The 18,234-nt window shown below is 35.1% G+C and carries 12 protein-coding genes; 1 reads left to right on the forward strand and 11 read right to left on the reverse strand.

What is annotated here, in order from left to right:
• Nucleotide 1 precedes the first annotated feature (1 nt).
• The 7 genes from ACQUQZ_RS02045 to ACQUQZ_RS02075 form a co-directional block, all read right to left on the reverse strand.
• Nucleotides 2–1,792 (reverse strand): family 43 glycosylhydrolase, encoded by a 1,791-nt coding sequence (locus tag ACQUQZ_RS02045; protein WP_435353034.1) that lies wholly within the window; start codon nucleotides 1,790–1,792, stop codon nucleotides 2–4.
• A gap of 124 nt (nucleotides 1,793–1,916) precedes the next feature.
• Complete coding sequence (locus ACQUQZ_RS02050) at nucleotides 1,917–2,387, reverse strand: DUF5606 family protein (protein WP_435353035.1); 471 nt, start codon at nucleotides 2,385–2,387, stop codon at nucleotides 1,917–1,919.
• Between the two features lie 103 nt (nucleotides 2,388–2,490).
• Nucleotides 2,491–3,093 (reverse strand): ribosome biogenesis GTP-binding protein YihA/YsxC, encoded by a 603-nt coding sequence (yihA, locus tag ACQUQZ_RS02055; protein WP_435353036.1) that lies wholly within the window; start codon nucleotides 3,091–3,093, stop codon nucleotides 2,491–2,493.
• 159 nt (nucleotides 3,094–3,252) lie between these two features.
• Nucleotides 3,253–4,068, reverse strand: coding sequence for a 3-methyl-2-oxobutanoate hydroxymethyltransferase (panB, locus tag ACQUQZ_RS02060; RefSeq protein WP_435353038.1), 816 nt, complete (start codon nucleotides 4,066–4,068; stop codon nucleotides 3,253–3,255).
• 124 nt (nucleotides 4,069–4,192) lie between these two features.
• Nucleotides 4,193–5,473: a murein hydrolase activator EnvC family protein gene (locus tag ACQUQZ_RS02065; RefSeq protein WP_435353039.1), complete on the reverse strand. Its 1,281-nt coding sequence runs from the start codon at nucleotides 5,471–5,473 to the stop codon at nucleotides 4,193–4,195.
• Between the two features lie 108 nt (nucleotides 5,474–5,581).
• The gene (locus ACQUQZ_RS02070; protein ID WP_435353040.1) at nucleotides 5,582–6,415 is read right to left on the reverse strand and encodes a DUF4292 domain-containing protein; all 834 of its coding nucleotides are present in this window, start codon (nucleotides 6,413–6,415) and stop codon (nucleotides 5,582–5,584) included.
• 91 nt (nucleotides 6,416–6,506) lie between these two features.
• A complete protein-coding gene (locus tag ACQUQZ_RS02075) occupies nucleotides 6,507–8,231 on the reverse strand; it encodes a tetratricopeptide repeat protein (protein ID WP_435353041.1) in 1,725 nt (574 codons plus the stop codon).
• A gap of 293 nt (nucleotides 8,232–8,524) precedes the next feature.
• On the opposite strand from ACQUQZ_RS02075, the gene ACQUQZ_RS02080 reads away from it, so the two are divergent.
• On the forward strand, nucleotides 8,525–10,588 hold the full coding sequence (locus ACQUQZ_RS02080) for a tetratricopeptide repeat protein (RefSeq protein ID WP_435353042.1): 2,064 nt from the start codon (nucleotides 8,525–8,527) through the stop codon (nucleotides 10,586–10,588).
• A 128-nt stretch (nucleotides 10,589–10,716) separates the two neighbouring features.
• Here ACQUQZ_RS02080 and ACQUQZ_RS02085 read toward each other — a convergent pair whose 3' ends face one another.
• The 4 genes from ACQUQZ_RS02085 to ACQUQZ_RS02100 all read right to left on the reverse strand — a co-directional run bounded on the left by ACQUQZ_RS02085 (nucleotide 10,717) and on the right by ACQUQZ_RS02100 (nucleotide 18,222).
• Nucleotides 10,717–12,045, reverse strand: a complete 1,329-nt coding sequence (locus ACQUQZ_RS02085; protein WP_435353043.1) for a TolC family protein — start codon at nucleotides 12,043–12,045, stop codon at nucleotides 10,717–10,719.
• Between the two features lie 66 nt (nucleotides 12,046–12,111).
• Complete coding sequence (locus ACQUQZ_RS02090) at nucleotides 12,112–12,774, reverse strand: ABC transporter ATP-binding protein (RefSeq protein WP_435353044.1); 663 nt, start codon at nucleotides 12,772–12,774, stop codon at nucleotides 12,112–12,114.
• A 320-nt stretch (nucleotides 12,775–13,094) separates the two neighbouring features.
• Entirely contained in the window at nucleotides 13,095–15,572 is a 2,478-nt protein-coding gene (locus ACQUQZ_RS02095; protein WP_435353045.1) for a DUF5916 domain-containing protein, read from the reverse strand.
• A gap of 226 nt (nucleotides 15,573–15,798) precedes the next feature.
• Nucleotides 15,799–18,222: an ABC transporter permease gene (locus tag ACQUQZ_RS02100; protein ID WP_435353046.1), complete on the reverse strand. Its 2,424-nt coding sequence runs from the start codon at nucleotides 18,220–18,222 to the stop codon at nucleotides 15,799–15,801.
• Nucleotides 18,223–18,234: the final 12 nt, after the last annotated feature.

Below are 18,234 nucleotides of genomic sequence, written 5' to 3' on the forward strand. Positions count from 1 at the left end.
GTTATCTCGCCCCAATCACTTCACTTACTTTTGAAACCCCATTTTCATTGAAAGCTTCGATAGCGAAATAATATTTTTGACCAACTGTCAAGGCTCTTAATTCGAGTGTTGAAGGAGCATCGCCCCAAACTTGGTAAGTTTGGTAAAGTTTGTCGGGAGCAATTCCCCACAAAATATTATAACCAACGGCATTAGGTACTTTTTGCCAAGAAATATCAGCATTACGTTCATCTTTTTGACGTGTGACATTCAAACTTTGTGGCATTTCTGGTGATTTTTCAAAACTATTGCCAAAAACACGAATATCACTGATAGCCAAATTTGGCATCGGAACATGAATATTTTCAAACTTTATATAACGAGCCTTCACTGGTTTTGCTAATTCTTCATACGCATTTGGGCGGTCACGTTTTTCATTGGTATTGTCGGCAGCAAGCGTCCAAGCTTTGTTGTCGAGTGAAGTATAAACTTTGTATTGAATATAAACTTTCGGCAAAGCACTGTCATAAATATCAGATTTGTAATCAGTATAATTGATTTGAAAAGATTTTACCAAAGCCTCTTTTTCTAAATCAATCGTAAGTGTTTCACCTTTTTTGTTGGTTTTTGCTACCCAAAATGTGCGAGGATTTTCATCAGTAACCAAATTTGCTTCTAATTTTGCTTCTTTAACCGAAGATGCAACGCAAGGTTTTTTATAAGAAAGTAGCATCCATCCTGCAAAGAGCTCATCGCTTTTTTGCCATTTCTTCGTTGGTAATTTTTGTGGGAAATCGGCAAAGCGAGTATTAGCAAACATTAATCCATCTTTATCAAAACCCGCAGGAACCATCTCGATACGACGTTCAAAATTCCAGTTGACAGCAATCCACGGCGTGCCAGTATTCCAATAATTTCCATATACATCTTGGAATGTATTTCCATGCCCCATACCTGTCATAAATCCACCAGGTTTGTATGAAACTGGATTGTTGGGAGCATAAGTAAAAGGACCCATTGGGTCATTACCTACGTAAGTTCCATTGGCATAAACATTAAATTCCGTTCCTGGAGCTCCATATTGCAAGTAATATTTACCATTGTTTTTGGTCATCCAAGCACCTTCGGTAAATGGTTTGATGGTATCTCGGTGATCACGCCCGAAACGCTCCCAACCATGTAGTTCGGGGTGTAAATAAATCAAGCCTTTATAATTATCTTTTTCTTTATAAGTCAGATTCTTAGATTTATCCAATTCTGCTCCAAAAATTGGGTAAACGTTTGACGAACCCCAATACATAAACCAACGATCAGTAGCATCATCATGAAATAAAGCTGGATCCCACGGGCCAATATCTTTCGGTAATTGTGGCAACCAACGGTTATAGAAATGTAGTTTTCCGTTTTCAGGTGTTGTTGTATAGAAAATAGGTCTTTGTTGAAAAGTTGACTGAAATAGATACAAAGTATCTCGCACCGAAATAGCTGCTGGGGCACACATATCTTCCATGGGCCAGCGACTTGGCACAATGTAATGCCAATTCAATAAATCCTTTGATTTCCAATAACCGCCTTGAATGGTATGAAATAAATAATACTCATTTTTGTGCGTAATAATCACAGGGTCAGCACCTGAACGGTAGGAAATTTTTTCGTTGGTTTGTTCCCAATTGTATTGATAATTAATATCCATTGGGTTACAAAAAGTTTGCTGTTTAAAAGGCTTTGGTTTTTCTAGATTGAGTTGTGGAAGTTGTGCAAAAGCAAGGTTTGTACAGCACAAAATCGTAAAGAGTAACGTAGTTTTTTTCATAGGTTTGAATTTTATGTATCGCAAAGATAAAATTTATCCTCGAAAACAGCACAAGTTGGGAATCTTGTTCTATAAAAAAAGCCTATCATCGCTGACAGGCTTTCATAAGTATCTTTTGTTTCAATTACGCTTTTGCTTCAACCACTTCTTCTTTAGCAGTTTCCACTGTGGCAGCTTCCACTGTGGCAGCTTCTGGAACAAAAATCTCTGGCATATATTGCGACAAAATATTGTACCAACCAATAATCTTTTTAATATCAGAAGGATAAACTTTTTGACGGTCAAACTCAGGCATGATTTCTGCAAAAAGGTCAAAAATTCGATTATTTGTGGCATTTTTGAAATCAAATTCTACTTTTTCGCCATATAATTCACGGGTTTTTAACAAAATATCACCTAAAGGTGTTGACTTGTTTTGGTCTTCAGTATAAATCGAAATGTCTTTCAAAACCGATACACGGGCATTTGAACTAACCATTTCTTTTTGTTTTTTTTCGTCGAGTGTTTCAACGATTACGCCACCACGTCCAGGCTTTAAAATTTTATACAAACCACTCTTCCCAGAAATATGGGCAATGTCTCTTAATAATTCCATTTGAAAAATATAATGTTTTTAGTCCACTTTCAATAGACGATAGTTTTTAATAATTTTACTTCATAATATTTGGCACTCAGAAATAACGCTACAAAAGTACGAATTATTTCCCAAAAGACAGATTTAGCTCTTCGATTGCTTTCAATAATTCATCACGTCCCGTTCTTCGTTCGGCTGAAGTAATGAAATATTGAGGAACTTCTGTCCAACTTAAAAGCATAGATTTTTTGAACGATTCAACATTTTGTGAGGCAGTAACACTCCCAACTTTATCAGCTTTCGTGAAAACTAAGTAAAAAGGTACATCTTTTTCTCCCAAAAACTCTAAAAATTCTAAATCGACTTTTTGTGGTTCGTGTCTAATATCAATTAACACAAATACACACATTAAGTTTTCTCGATTTACTAAATATTCTCCAATCATTTCGCCCCATTTATCACGTTCGGCTTTGGGAGCTTTGGCAAAACCATACCCTGGTAAATCGACTAAATACCATTTTTTATTTATTTCAAAATGATTGATTAACTGCGTTTTTCCTGGCGTTTGCGAAGTTTTTGCCAAATTTTTATTGGCTACCAACATATTTATCAATGACGATTTGCCTACATTTGAGCGACCAATAAAAGCATATTCGGGCTTTTCTGGTGGCGGACATTTTCGATAATCGGCGGCACTTGTTACAAATTTTGCTTCTATTAATTTCATAAATCAAATAATATTGATTGTACCACAATTCTCCGAATTGTTTGTCGCTAAATAAACAAGTTGGAAACTTATTCTACATGGGACACAAAAATGGAGAAAGAATTTCGTACAAAGGTACTAATTTTTCTTTCTCCACCGCTGATGTATTGTGAGGGAAGCTCAATATGACTCCTTTTCGTTAGGAAAATCAGAAGATTTTACGTCTTTGGTATAGTTCATAACAGCTTCGGTCATGATAGAATGAATATCGGCATACCGACGTAAGAAACGTGGTGAAAAATCTTTGTTAATACCCAACATATCGTGTACAACTAAAATTTGCCCATCACAACCATTTCCAGCTCCGATACCAATGGTTGGGATATTAACTGTTTCAGTGACTTTTTTAGCTAATCCAGAAGGGATTTTTTCCAAAACCATTCCAAAACAACCCACTTCATCAAGCATTTTGGCATTTTCTATCAATTGTTCGGCTTCTTCTTCTTCTTTCGCTCGAACAGCATAAGTGCCAAATTTATAGATTGATTGTGGCGTAAGTCCCAAATGCCCCATGACAGGAATTCCTGCACTCAAAATTCTGATGATAGATTCTTTTACTTCTATGCCACCTTCTAATTTTACAGCGTGACCGCCAGATTCTTTCATAATACGAATCGCAGAACGAAGTGCCTCTTCAGAATTCCCTTGATAAGAACCGAAAGGCAAATCGACCACTACTAAAGCTCTTTTCACACCTTTAACCACCGCTTGGGCATGATAAATCATGTTATCAAGGGTAATAGGAAGGGTTGTCTCATAACCCGCCATAACATTGGAGGCTGAATCGCCTACTAAAATTAGTTCAACTCCTGCTGCATCAACGATTTTTGCCATTGAATAATCGTAAGAAGTTAAACAGGCAATTTTTTCGCCTTTACGCTTCATTTCTTGAAGTGTATGCGTGGTAATACGTTTTATTTCGCTGTGAATAGACATTTTTTGGGCGATTAGCTATTAGCTCTTGGCTTTTAGCTGTTCTAAAAATATTTTGTGAATGAAAATTAATCTAATGTCATTATTTAAGCTAAAAGCTAATCGCTAACTGCTAAGAGCTATTTACCTATCTCGGAATTAGCCAACCTTCTGGGTTTAGATGCTCGCTGTTGTGCCAAATTTGGAAATTTATTTCGGTTGCACCGCCCGATTCTCCTGCGGTACCGATGGTTTCCTTTGCCCCTATTTTTTGCCCAACAACTGGAAAAATCTGTTGGAGATTGGCATAAACAGTATAATATTCTCCATGTTGAATTAAAACAACATTTCCAAGACCAGGGATTTCTGTTACGTCTTTGACAATACCTTCATAAACTGACCGAACTGTGGCGTTTCGTGGCGTTTGAATATCAATACCATTATTATTGATTAACACACCATTCAAAACGGGGTGTTCTTTGATACCAAATCTATCTGAAATAAAACCACGTTGCACAGGCCAAGGCAAGCGTGCTTTGGATGCTCCAAAGGATTTGCCAAGAGCAGTTTCTTTATCGTCTAATTCTTGGTTTTTTACCTTAGTAGATGGTTTTTTACTTTTATTTTTTGCCAGTTTTGCCTCTTGGTCTTGTTTTAATTCACGTTCTTTATTTTTTCGAGCAATTTCACGTGCAACAACATTGGCTATCAAAGTTTCTAAGCGATTGACTGATTTCTTTGTAGCTTCAATTTCTTTTCTTAAATCTTTTTCCTTTTTGGATAATTCGCCAACCATTTCTGTTTGACGACTTTTGAGCAATTCAAGATTTTGTGCTTCGGTCAATTTCGCTGAAATGATTCGCTTTTTATCTGATTTTTTTCCTTCCAAATTACCTTGTCTTTCACGCAACAAAGCAACAACTTTGGTCATTTGTGCTACTTGCGATTTACGATTATCAGTATATTGTTGCAAATACTTATATCGCATGATTAAATCATTGAAAGAAGAGGCCGAAAACAAAAAACTCAATTTATTGATTTTTCCACTTGTTTTGGAGGCAGTATAAAGCATTGCTGCATACTCTTTTTGAAGTGTGTCTAATTTTTGTTCAAGATTCATCTTGGCATAAACAATATCTTGCATTTCCATGTCAATCAGCTCCATGTCTTGTTCCATCAGGCCAATTTGTTCTTCTTGCGACGAAATTTGTTCTTTTATTGCCTTTATTTTTCCAACTGTTACTTCTTTTTTTTCTTGTGTATTTTCTAAAGCTCGCTTGGTTTCGGCAATTTTTTCTAAATTTCTTCTTTTTTCGCTTTCGAGTTGCTTACGTGATTTTTTCTTTTGTTGAGCAAAACCATCGTGGTTTAGACAAATGCTAAGAAGAAAAATACTGATGAATAAATATGTGAGTTTTTTTAGGAGCATTTATTAGGACTTTCGGCAATTAGCTTTCGAGAATTGGCTTTTTGAAATATCTCTACCTCTTGAGATTACATTGCACCAAATTAGCTATGAGTGTCGATGCAATTGTAACTACTTCGGTAGATAAGATTTTGGAATACTAAACACAAAACCAGGGCTTTGGTCTAAAATTTCAATTTTATTGTGTTGCAAATTTACCAAAGTTTGTAATACTTTCCCATTTTGTTGGGCATCAATCTGTGCCTTTATTTCTTGTGGAAACAGTAACTCGCTGATAGTCAAAAAGTTAGAGTAGTCAATTTGCATTTTACTACTGCCAGTCGAATCGCTTGCATTGAGCTTTTGGAGTTTCAATGATGGCTCTGCGATAAAGTTTTCAACTTGTAAATTCAGTTCTTGTTGTTTGATTATAAAACCACCTTCTTGTTTTGATACTTCATCAATCTCACGTTTTTTAATAGGCATATTTCCAATCAAAATAGCTTGTACCAAATCGTAATTGAGTGGATAATTGAATTGTTTACTCAAACTTGCAAAGTCATATTTATAATATGTGCGGTGCAATCGGTCTAAAAAAATAACCGAATCTTGTGTAATAATACCTCTCGCCCCTTCTAAACCTACAACTATTGATAGCCAAATGATACTATCTTTTTTGATATGAATATTGACAGGAAATGATTGACTTTCACCTGCGGCTGTGAAATTAACTTTCGATTTGATATTCAAATATTTGAAGTCTATTTCAGCAGGATTTACATCAATCTTAGCAACAATGGGTGTTTCTACTTTTGGTGCCTCTGGTGTGATTTCAACTTTTGCTGTTTCGATTTTGGTACTATCTGCCTGAACCAACTCTTTCTTGTGCATTCGCTGGCGTTTACAAGAACTGGCTGTAAATAAAATAAAAGCACTAATAATAAGAAAAGAATATCGAGTTATCATTTTTTATGGGAAATTGATTCGTATGTACAACGGATTTTCTAATCCGTTTGCCTCAACATTGTCAAAAACGGGTTGAAAAACCCGTTGTACTTTACTCTATCAAAGCTCCAGATTGTATTTTTTTATCAATACTTGGACTATTTTCGCCCATCTGACGGGCTTTTTTCCATTGTTCAATTGCTTTGTCTTTTTCTCCAAGTTGAAATAATACGTCGCCATAATGCTCAACGATTGTTCCACTTACGCCTGTACTTTGTTTGATGGCACGCTCCAAAAACTCACGAGACTTTTGGTATTCTTTCATCGTATAAAGTACCCAAGCATGTGTATCTAAATAAGTGGCATTTTCTCCAAATTTATCCGTCAATCTACTTGATAATTGTACAGCTCGGCTTAGTTTGTCTTTACGAAGCGAAAGGTAATAGCTATAATTATTCAATACATGCTCGTAGTTTGGGTCAGTTTTTAAGACTGCTTCGTAAGCATCATCTGACTTTGAATATTGCTTCAATTCATTATAAGCATCACCTAAAAGTGCATTGACGTGTTTTCCTAATTCAGGATTATCAACTGCCAAATTTCTTGCTTCTTCAAGTGAAGAAATCGCTTTTTCGTAGTTTTTCTTGGCAAAATTGGCAAATCCATTGTGATACCAAAAAAATGATTGATTTGGGAAATACTCAATCGCTTCTTCGGAATGTTTCGACAAACTATCTATGTGATTTAATTTTGAGTCTAATTCAACAATCGTGAGCCAAACTTCAAAAATAGATTTATCATAAAGTGTTGATTTTACATAGCTATCACGGGCGGCAGCCATTTCACCTTTTTTCATTAATAAATCACCTAAAACCACATGACCTTTGGCTTCTTTAGGCGACTGTTTAACCAGTTCTTGTGTTAAAGACAAGAGATTTTCTAAGGTTTTGTCGCTATTGTCTTCTTTCATCATGAGCATATAACTGCCCAAAATTTTGAATTTTATTTCAACAGGAAGGTTTTTATTGGCAAAAGCTACTTGTAATTCCTCATTGCATTTCTCTAACTCATTTTGTTTGCGATAAATTTCTGCCAATAAAACATGAGCTTCTGCAAAATCTTGATTCTTTTTAAGTGAATTTTGCAACATTTTAATGGCTTGATCGTAACGTTCATTTGAAATCAGAATTTGTGCTTGTTGCACCACATATTCTGGCTCAGTAGGTTCTGAAGCAATGAGTTTATCGCCTTCTTCGATGGCTTTTTCTACTTTATTTTGCTTCAAATAAATCAATTGCTTTTGACGAGTGATTTCCTCACTTACACCAATGGTTCGCTCAATTTTATTATAGACTTCAATAGCATCTGAGAATTTTTCTTGCAAAATATAGATATTCGATAAATCAAGATAATTATCTACATCGCTTGGGAATTTGTCGGCAAGCTTTTCATACATCGTTGCTGCTTCCTTATATCGCTTTTGTTTGGTATAGATTTCGCCTAAAAACTTTCGATAAAACTTATTGTTTTCATCCATTTTCAAGGCTTTTTCGCTATAAACGCTTGCATTCGCAAGGTCATTGCTTGCCAAGAAAGATTTTGCGAGCATATAATTTGTACCCGAACTGGTAGGATTATCTTCGGCAGCTTTTTTGAAAAGAGGAATGGCTTTATCGAATGTTTCGGCAATGTAATATTTCATTCCTTCAACAAAATACGCCTCTGCCTTTAATTCTTTTTCCGAAATGCCTTCTTCCTCAGTTTTTTTATTTTTCTGAGCAATTGTACATATCGGTAAAGCGATTAATGCAATAAATATGATTTTTGAAAACTTCATTTCTAAGAGTTAAATAGTAGCTACTTTAACGCCAAAATAGCATGAATATTGTAGTACAAAGCCTCACAACATTCTTGCCAAAGAACAATCAAAGTTCTTAATTTTTCTTGACAAATTTGCTATATTTTAATCATTCTTTTGATGTTTTGTTAATTTTAATAATCGCTTTTATCACTTGAAACCCATTTTTGGGTTTAATCATAAATCATAAACCTACGCATTTGACTACGAAATCGTTTGTTTTGGCAAGATAATTGAAATATTTTTGTGTAACCTAATGACCCAATTTAACAATGGCAAAGCAAAAACCTCAACCAAAACAAAAGAACATTAACATCACGCCTAATAACGTCCAGCCAGCCACCACACGTGTGGTATCTGGTAGGCAAGAAGAGCGTATAAACTTTAGCTTTGATGAACGATTTGTTCCTGCAATTTTAGCTCTTTTGATTTTTGCAAGTTATATTCCTGTTTGGCAAAATGAATTCGTTTGGGACGATAAACCATATATTATTTTAAGTGATATGGTGAAAAATTTTGACCTAAAAAGGATTTTTACTGATTATGCTGTTGGAAATTATCACCCACTGACGATGCTTTCCTTAGCCATCGAATATGCTTTGGTAAAAGACCAAACATGGCTTTATCACCTTGATAATTTAATTCTTCATACCATTAATAGCTGGATGGTTTTTAAGTTATTACAGAAACTTAATGGCAATTTCTTGACTTCAATTTTTACGGCGGTTTTGTTTGCTATTCACCCATTGCACGTAGAGTCGGTAGCATGGGCAGCCGAGCGAAAAGATGTACTTTATACCTTATTTTTGTTTTTATCGCTTTGGTTTTACATAAAATTTGACGAAAAACAAGATTATAAATTTTATGGCATTTCGATACTCCTATTTGTAGCTTCTTGTATGTCGAAAGGGATGGCGGTCGTTTTGCCTGCGATTCTCATTATTACCGACTATTGTTTTTTGAAAAAACCTTTGAGTTTAAAGCTTTTTTATAATAAAATTCCTTATTTCATTATCACGCTTGTTTTTGCGTATATGGCTACTCACGCTCAAAAAGATGCAGGAGCAGATGCTTCTTCTGTGATGTCAAGGGCATATACGCTTGGCGAACGCATGATGATGTCGTGTTATGCGTTTTGTTTTTATTGGGTAAAAACAGTGATTCCTTTTAAACTTTTCCCATTTTATCCTTATCCTGGAAAACCTAACGGCAATCTTCCTGCTATCTATTCTATGGCTTTTCTTGGAGTGATAATTCTTTTAGGAACATTGTTTTGGTTAGGTAGAAAAGACAAACGAATTTGGTGGGCTGGAGCATTTTTCTTGATTGCGATTTCTACGGTACTTCAATTTCCATTTCCTGTGGGTAGTGCGATTGTTGCCGACCGTTATTATTATTTGTCTTCTGTTGGCCCATTGTTTCTTTTAGGCCTGATATTCAATCGGTTTGCACAAAAATCAAAACTTGCCTTACCTATTTTTGGCGTCATTGTTTTAGGACTTTGTGGACTAAGTTTTAAACAAACCAGTACTTGGAAAAATGGACTGGCACTCTTTAGTGCTGCCGACAAAGAGTTTCCAAACGATGCCATGATTTTGAGTAATTTAGGTTGGTATTATTTGGAAGCAAAAGAGTTTCCAACATCAAAGCAATACTTGATGCGTGCCGATGATGGAGGCTTTAAAAATGCAGATGTTTGCCGTACAATCGGTTCAATGTTTTTGGATGAAGGTGACCAAAAAACTGCTATCAAATACTTTGAACGTGCAACTCAATATTTGCCCAAAACCAATCGAACCAACTGGCTTTTTGCTACTGCTTATTATAAAATGGGCGATATGGCCAATGCTGAAAGATACTACCGAGAGGCTGTGACAAATGAACCTAAAAATGCCGAATATTGGAATTCATTTGGCTTAGCTCTTACGGGAACAGGTAAATATGAAGAAGCTCGAAAGGCTTTTGATGAGTCAATCAAGTTAAAACCAGATTTGTGGGACGCTTATCTGAATCATTCATTTACTTACCGAAAAGAATCCAAATTTGAGGAAGAAATCAAGGAATTAGCTGCTTTGATTTCAAAAAATCCAGATTATTTGATTGCTTATCGTAATATCGGTGTCACTTATGTTGATTTAAAACAAGATGCAAAAGCAGTTGAATATTGGCAAAAAGCCGCTGCAAAAGAGTCAACTGGCGAATACGAATATAATATAGGTATCAATTATGTTGCTCGTGGCGATATAAAGACGGCTACCGAATGGTATATCAAATCAGCCAAAGAAGGCAATGCCAATGCGAAAGGCATTTTAGAAAAAAATGGCGTGAAGTATTGAGTGAGAATTACGAATGATGAATTACGAATGATGAGTTACGAATGTTTGGATGAGATTTTTTTTAATAGCTGATTATCAGAAGTTTACTAATTATTCGCAAATCGTCATTCGTAACTCGTCATTAAGTATTAGTCAACTTTCCAAGACCCATTTTTATAGAAATCTAAGATTTTATTTTGTAACAAAAACTCATATTTGGCTTGTACCAAGTTTGATTTCGCTCGGTCGAAATTAGTTTTTGCCAATACATATTCAATAAAATTCACTGTTCCTGCATTAATTCTACTTTCTACAGCTTTGATATTTTGGTCTAAAATATTGACTTGATTGGTGGCTACTTTGTATCGGTCATTCGCAGCAGAAAGCAATTGATATGACTGCTCGATGGCTTGTCGGATTTGAAGTTTTGTAATATTCAATTGATTTTGCGTCAATTGTTGCTGAATTTTAACAGCCGACATACGTGGAGAGTTTTGTAGTCGTCCCAAAATCGGAATACTTATATCCAAACTCAATGAGCCACTTCGAGTGCCATTGATTTGCTTGAAATAATTTTCAGACTTATTAGATGAAGAATAAAAAGTGCCATAATTGGCTGAAAGACTCACTTGAGGCATAACATTGGCCTGTGTAGCTTTGAGTTGGCTATCAAAACTTTTCATACGTAATTCACCCGCTTTTACTTCTGGGAAATTATTGACGGCTTGCGAAAAAATAGCTTCAACTGACTGACTACTAATATCATAGAGCAAAATTTCTTCTTTCAAGGGTTCAAAAGTTAAATCATTATTGGGTGATTGATTCATTAATTGAAACAAAGCCAGACGTGCAGCTTTATGGGTATTTTGCGAAGTTACTAAAGAGAACTCATCATTCACTAATTGCGATTGTACCTGAAAAAGCTCCGACTGTCCTTGCCCCACCACACCAGCAGCTATTTGCTTATTGATTCGCTCCACTTGCGATTTTGAAGTTTCTACTTGTTGTTTGCTTACTTCCAACAATTCTTGTGTAGCCAAAACTTGCAAATATGCTTGTAAAACACCAATAATGGTTCTGTTTTTAACTGCTTCAATGTTTTTTCCTCCTGCATCACGTAAAAACTCATTTTGGCGAACTTGGTTTTTTATCTGAAAACCATTGAAAAGTGTCATATTTGCCTGCAAACCAAAGTAATTAGTGGTATAAACCTCTTCAATAAATGAGTTAGTAAAACGGTCAATGCTTCGACCTACACGAATGTCTTGCCCTGTACCAAACCCAATACGAGGATAAATTAAAGATTTAGCTCTTGATAATTCTACATTAGCACTTTCTCCCATAATCTGACTTTCTCGATAAGTCAAGTTATTTTTAATAGCAATATCCACACATTCTTTTAATGTAATTTTTTGTGCAAACGAGGGTGAAATGGCTAAAAATGATAGAACAAAATAAATTTTATGTATATTTTTCATCGTTAATGAAATAGTCGATAAATGTTATAAACTTTGATTGTCAATAGACGGTATAGATTTTAAATATTATTCTGCCCAACCATCTTTTAGTCTGATAATTCGATTACCATATTCGGCATTTGCTTCTGAGTGTGTCACCTGCACAATAGTTACGCCATCTTTTTGATTCAATTCTTTGAATAGCTCCATGATTTGTTTGGCGTGTTCCGAATGAAGATTTCCTGTAGGTTCATCAGCAAAGATGATTTTTGGTTGAGCCACAATGGCTCTTGCGATACCCACCAATTGTTGCTGTCCACCCGAAAGTTGTGAAGGGAAAAGGTCTTTTTTGCCAACAATATTAAATCTATCTAAAATATCAGCAACCCTACTTTTTCGCTCTGATGATGACTGACCTTTGTATAAAAGTGGCGTTTCGATATTTTCATAAACGGTCAATTCATCAATCAAATGATAAGCTTGAAATACAAAACCAATGCTGGTTCGGTGCAATTCGGTGCGTCTTTTCTCTGAAAGTTTTTGCACAGGTGTTTCTTCAAATAAATATTCTCCTTCCGATGCTTCTTCTAAAAGTCCTAAAATATGAAGTAGTGTGGATTTTCCAGAGCCAGAAGGCCCCATGATAGAAATAAATTCTCCCTCATTGATTTCAAGATTAATGTTTCGCAGGACATACGTTTTTCCAAAACCTGCTGGATAATATTTCGAGATGTTTTTTAATTGTATCATTAGGTCTATTTTTTGTCAGATAAAAGAAGTTTAGCAAATGTAGGTTCAAGATAATACTTTAATCAAAATTACCTATTACTAAAGATTAAACAATTAAATTTCAAATGCTATGCCATCTTTTCAAGTGTTTGATTATCAAGTATTTATAGATTTGTAGGGTAAAAATAATGTCCGAAATCGGACGTTTATTTGTACGATGACGGACATAAAGAGTAAGCTAAAATAAACAGAAAGAATACACAGAAATGAGGTTGAATAGAATGTTTTTCACAGGAAAGTTTCGGTGTCTGAGCGAAGTAGAAGACACCGAAACTAAAAATCTATCGTAGTTTTTTCAAAGTCAAATAATCTAAAAAGTAAATAACTTTTAAAGAAATATTGTTATTTTGGTCAGATTGAAGGGTATTTTGTAAGTTATCAAAATACGTGTCTTTTACAATGTCAGAATTATGGACTGTAGCATTTTTCCAAACAACATTCAAGAAACTACCAGGACCAAACTGCCAAGTATATACCATATCAATATTGAAATAATTGACATTTTTATTAAGATTTTCAGTAACTCTATTGGTCGAAATCAACGTTCCGTTGTCATTCAAGGATAAATATTGTTGGTTATTCACCACACTTGCATAATGTCTTGCTCTGAAAGTTAGTCCCATTTTATTGGTAAAATTATACTTCAAATTGATAATATTATCAAAGGTTTTTACTTTTCTTAAAGCAAAAATAGTCGTTTTATCGTCTAATGTTGTTGTATAACCTAAGCCTTTTGGACGTGGTTCAAAACCAATGCTATGTCGGATAGAGAATTTACTATTGAAACGGTAGGTTTGACTGATATACAAATCTAAACCATTGATATTATAAAAATTCAAGAAAATACGTTCGAAGGCTTCCATATTAACCGAATATTTTTTTGCATAATTGGTTTCAACCCAACCTCCAAAACCAACACTATTTCCTCTTCTAAATACTTTTCCAAGCTGACGAGGTTCATAAAAATCATTATTGGCAGGTCTAAAGTCAGTGAAAAGTCCAAACCATATCAGTTTTTTCGTTTGAGCATTGATATTTACCTGTACACGAGAGTTTTGATATTTACTTTTAATATCGCCAATTGGAGAATATAAATTGCTGATACTGGCATTTAAGTTAAGAAAAAGACGATTATACCAACCTTTTGGCTCGGTATAACGATAACCCACATAAGCACGGTGATTAATAAAGTTATTATTGGTAAAATAACCTAAATCGTTGCTCGTAAATTTGGTATCAGTTAAATCTTGTGCAATGCTATAGGTAAATCGTCCGCTTGTTTTACCAAAACTTAAAGTATGACTATAACCAAGCGAATTTTCTTGCGATGCCACCTTATATTTCAAACGACTGACGGAAGCACTACCAGCCAAATTATAGGTGTTTTTCTTATCAAAAAAGCTAAAAAGTCCTGCACTCACATTGGCATTGTAATCAGTTCCACCTCTAATTACACTTGTATTGACAAAACTTACGCTCGAATTATGTTTAAAAGTTTGGTCAAGTACTAATATATTGTAGTTAGTTGATGGGTCAGTTTCAAATTTGCGAATTTCACCTGTTTCTTCGTTCTGAATAGTTGCATATTGTGTTTTGGTAATGGCATTTAAGATGCCAATACCAAGACCATTTTTGGTTCGTCCCGATATTTTTGAGGCATTGATGAGTTTAGATTCTGTTGGGTTTTTCAGAATTTTCTCATTCGATTTTACATCATCATAAGCATCGTACAAATGAATGGGAGCCCCCCCAATTCTTCTTGAATAAAACAAATTGCCTTTGTTGAAAAGCTCAGTTCCTTCTGTAAAGAAACTTCGATTTTCATTATATTTTACTTCAAAAGGTGTAAGATTTAGCACTTTATTATCGCTTTGTACTTGCCCAAAATCTGGAATCAAAGTAGCATCTAAGGTAAAAGCTTGGCTAAGACCTAACTTTAAATCCAAACCACCCGAAACTTGATTTGTCCAGTTTTTTTGGTCGGGAGTATTGGCAGGAAAATGATTTTGATAAACAGAAAAATAGGGGTAAAGTTGCAAGCGAAGCGGCGGTTTTATGTCAGTAATGCCCTTCCAAGTTCCTTCTTGAGTCAGGAAACCATTAATGTTGGGGTTAATGGCCGACCAAGTATATTGTTGTTCGGTTTTTCTTCGTCTTCGGGTAATATTTAGACCCCAGTTTTGAACTTTGTCTTTGCTAAATCTGATGGCAGCATAAGGCAAAAACATTTCAAAAGACCAGCCTTTGTCGTGCATGACTACGGCACTTTTCCAGACGGCATTCCAACTAAAATCTTCGCCTCCATTATTACTATTTTGGTTGGAAGTCATTTTTGCGTCCCATTGTTCGCCAAGGGGAGTTACAAAATACTCAAAGCCATTCAGCTTATCATTATACGTATCAAAAATGATACCTATATAATCATTTGCTCCGAAGCCATCTCGGCCGACCAATTCTTTTGAAACGCTGTCAATGTTTCGTTCGTAGCATGTGCCACCAAAATAAATACCAGCGTCATCATACATCAAAAAGGTTTCGGTATGATTACCTTTTTCCTCTTTTCGACCAGCTTTTGGGCGAAATTCGGTGTAGTCGTCAATTATTGCGGCATCTTGCCAAGCAATGTCGTTTAGCTTTCCATCAATGATTACGGTCTTATTTGTTCTTTTCGCTTCGAGATTTTTTGGAATAATTTGAGCAAATAAATTGTAAGTGTTGAGAGCTGTAACTGAAATTAAAAGTAAAATAGTCTTTTTCATAAAATGTGTTAATTGTACCAAGCATTGAATAATAGCGGTAATTCGCAATAAAAATTCAAAACTATCTTATTGTGCTTTTCATAAGTTATTAAAAATTGTTAATGGGTTATTATTTAACAACTATTAATAAATGTGGATACTCACTAATTCATAAAAGGTTACAAAAAGTGATTATGAAAACGACAATTTATTTTTATAAATGTTGCATGGATTCAGTAATATTTTTTTACTCAGATTTTAAACTTTTCACAGGATTCATCAAGGCGGCCTTAACTGACTGATAACCAACTGTTAAGAAAGCAATCAATAAAGCCAAAACTCCTGCTAAGGCAAATATCCACCAACTAATGTCGATTCTATAAGCAAAACTTTGTAACCATTTGTGCATAGCATACCAAGCTATCGGAAATGCAAAAAAACAGGCAACTAATACTAATTTCAAGAAATCCTTTGATAATAAACCAATGATTTGACCAATGCTTGCTCCCAAAACTTTCCTAACGCCAATCTCCTTTATGCGTTGTTCGGCTGTAAAAGTAGCCAATCCAAACAATCCTAAACAAGCAATAAAAACGGTCAAAATGCCAAAAATACTCAAAACAACGCCTATTTTTTGTTCTGCTTGATAGGTTTTATTCACGAGGTCATCCATAAAAGCATAAGTAAAAGGCTCTTCTACACCAAAAGATTTCCATTGGGTTTTCATACTTGCCAAAAGTCCCGAAATATCTTGTGTTTTTACTTTTACGATTAGTCCCCAGTTATTTTCATAAACCATCAACAAAGGCGTGATCGTTTCGTGAAGTGATTTGAAATGAAAATCTTTTACGATGCCAATCACTTGATAAACTTTCTTTGTACCATCATTTCCTACTATACGAGTGATGTTGTGCCCGACAGCATTTGTATTCCACCCAAAAGCTTTTGCGGCGGTTTCGTTGATAATAATTCCTGATGAATCTGAACTAAATGTTCTCGAAAAATTTCGCCCAGCTGCCATTTTCATGCCCATCGTTGGAATATATTGGTCGTCAACACCATATTGTAGCGTTCGCATCATTTGAGAATCATCGGCTTCAGGATATGCCAACGAATTGTTTGAATTGGTAGGCCCTGCTGGTTTGTATGGTGAAGTAGTAACATTTACAACTCTACTATCTTTCAATAATTGTTCTTTAAAAATAGACTCGTTTTTATTCAAAGCCCACGAGTTTTCCAAAACCAATAATTGCTCTTGGTCGTAGCCCAATTTTTTGTTCTGTATATAAGAAAGTTGTATGTAAACGATCGCAGTACCAATGATTAGACAAATCGAAATGCAAAACTGGAAAACTACCAATCCTTGTCGTAGTCCAATACTTTTTTTAGTGCCAGAAAATCTGCCTTTTAAGACAGTAATTGGTTTAAAAGATGAGAGAAAAAACGCTGGATAACTTCCCGCAATTAAACCTATAAACAAACCGAATAATAATAAGAAAAGTATGATTTGTGGATTTGCAGTAAAATCAAGACTTAGAGTTTTACCCGAAATGTCATTAAATGCTGGCAAGAAAATTTGCACCAAGATTAAAGCTAAAATCAATGCAAAAGCCGTCAGAATGATGGATTCTAAGAGAAATTGACCTACTAATTCAAGTTTTGCTGAACCCATCACTTTTCTAACACCAACTTCTTTGGCTCTTTTGGAAGCTCCTGCCGTAGAAAGATTCATGAAGTTGATGCAGGCAATGAGCAGCATAAACAAAGCAATAATACCAAAAATATACACATACATTTTATCGCCACCAGGTTCTATTTCACCCGTTGATGAAGAGTTGAAGTGAATATCTGTTAATTTTTGTAAGGCAAACCCAAGTTGATTTCCTTTTGCTCTAAATTGCTGGATACTCATTCCCATGGCTTGCAATATTTCTGGCCCCATGTGTTTTTCGACCATCTGTGGCAGCTTTGCTTCTAATTTTTTATAATCATAGCCATCAGGAAGTACCAAATAGGTAAAGTAATTGGAACTCATCCAAGAAGAACTTTTGGCTTCACTATCTGAAGCCATTGAACCAAACATATCAAAATGAAAATGCGAATTATGTGGAATATCATCAAAAACACCTGTTATTTTAAACGGAACGTTTTCGCCTTTTTTGAAATAGATTGTTTTTCCTATGGGGTCGGCATTGCCAAAAAAACGTTCGGCAGTTTTCTTTGAAAGCACCAAGAAGTTTGGTTGATTAAGTGCCGTTTTAGGGTTTCCTTTCAAAAAAGGAATAGAAAAAACATTAAAAAAGTTGGAGTCGGCATAAGCCAAAGTCGCATCGTTAATAATCTTCTCACCCAAAATTACTCTTGGCTTACCAAAAGTACGTAGGCGAGTCGCATCTTGTACTTCTGGATAATCGTTTTTCAAAGTTTGTGCTGTTGGTGGCATCACATTTGCCTCATTTATTTTTCCACCATTGATATTTGCTTTAAAAATAATTCGGACAATACGGTCTGCTTTTTCATTGAATCGGTCATAGCTTAGTTCGTCTTGCACAAAAAGCAGGATTATCAAGCAAGTAGCAATACCAATAGCCAAACCAAAGATATTGATTGCGGTGAAAGCCTTGTTTTTCAACAGGTTTCGGAAGGCGATTTTTATGTAATTGCGTAGCATCTTGATATTTGT

The sequence above is a fragment of the Emticicia sp. SJ17W-69 genome, from assembly GCF_051209875.1.
Classification (GTDB): Bacteria; Bacteroidota; Bacteroidia; order Cytophagales; family Spirosomataceae; genus Emticicia.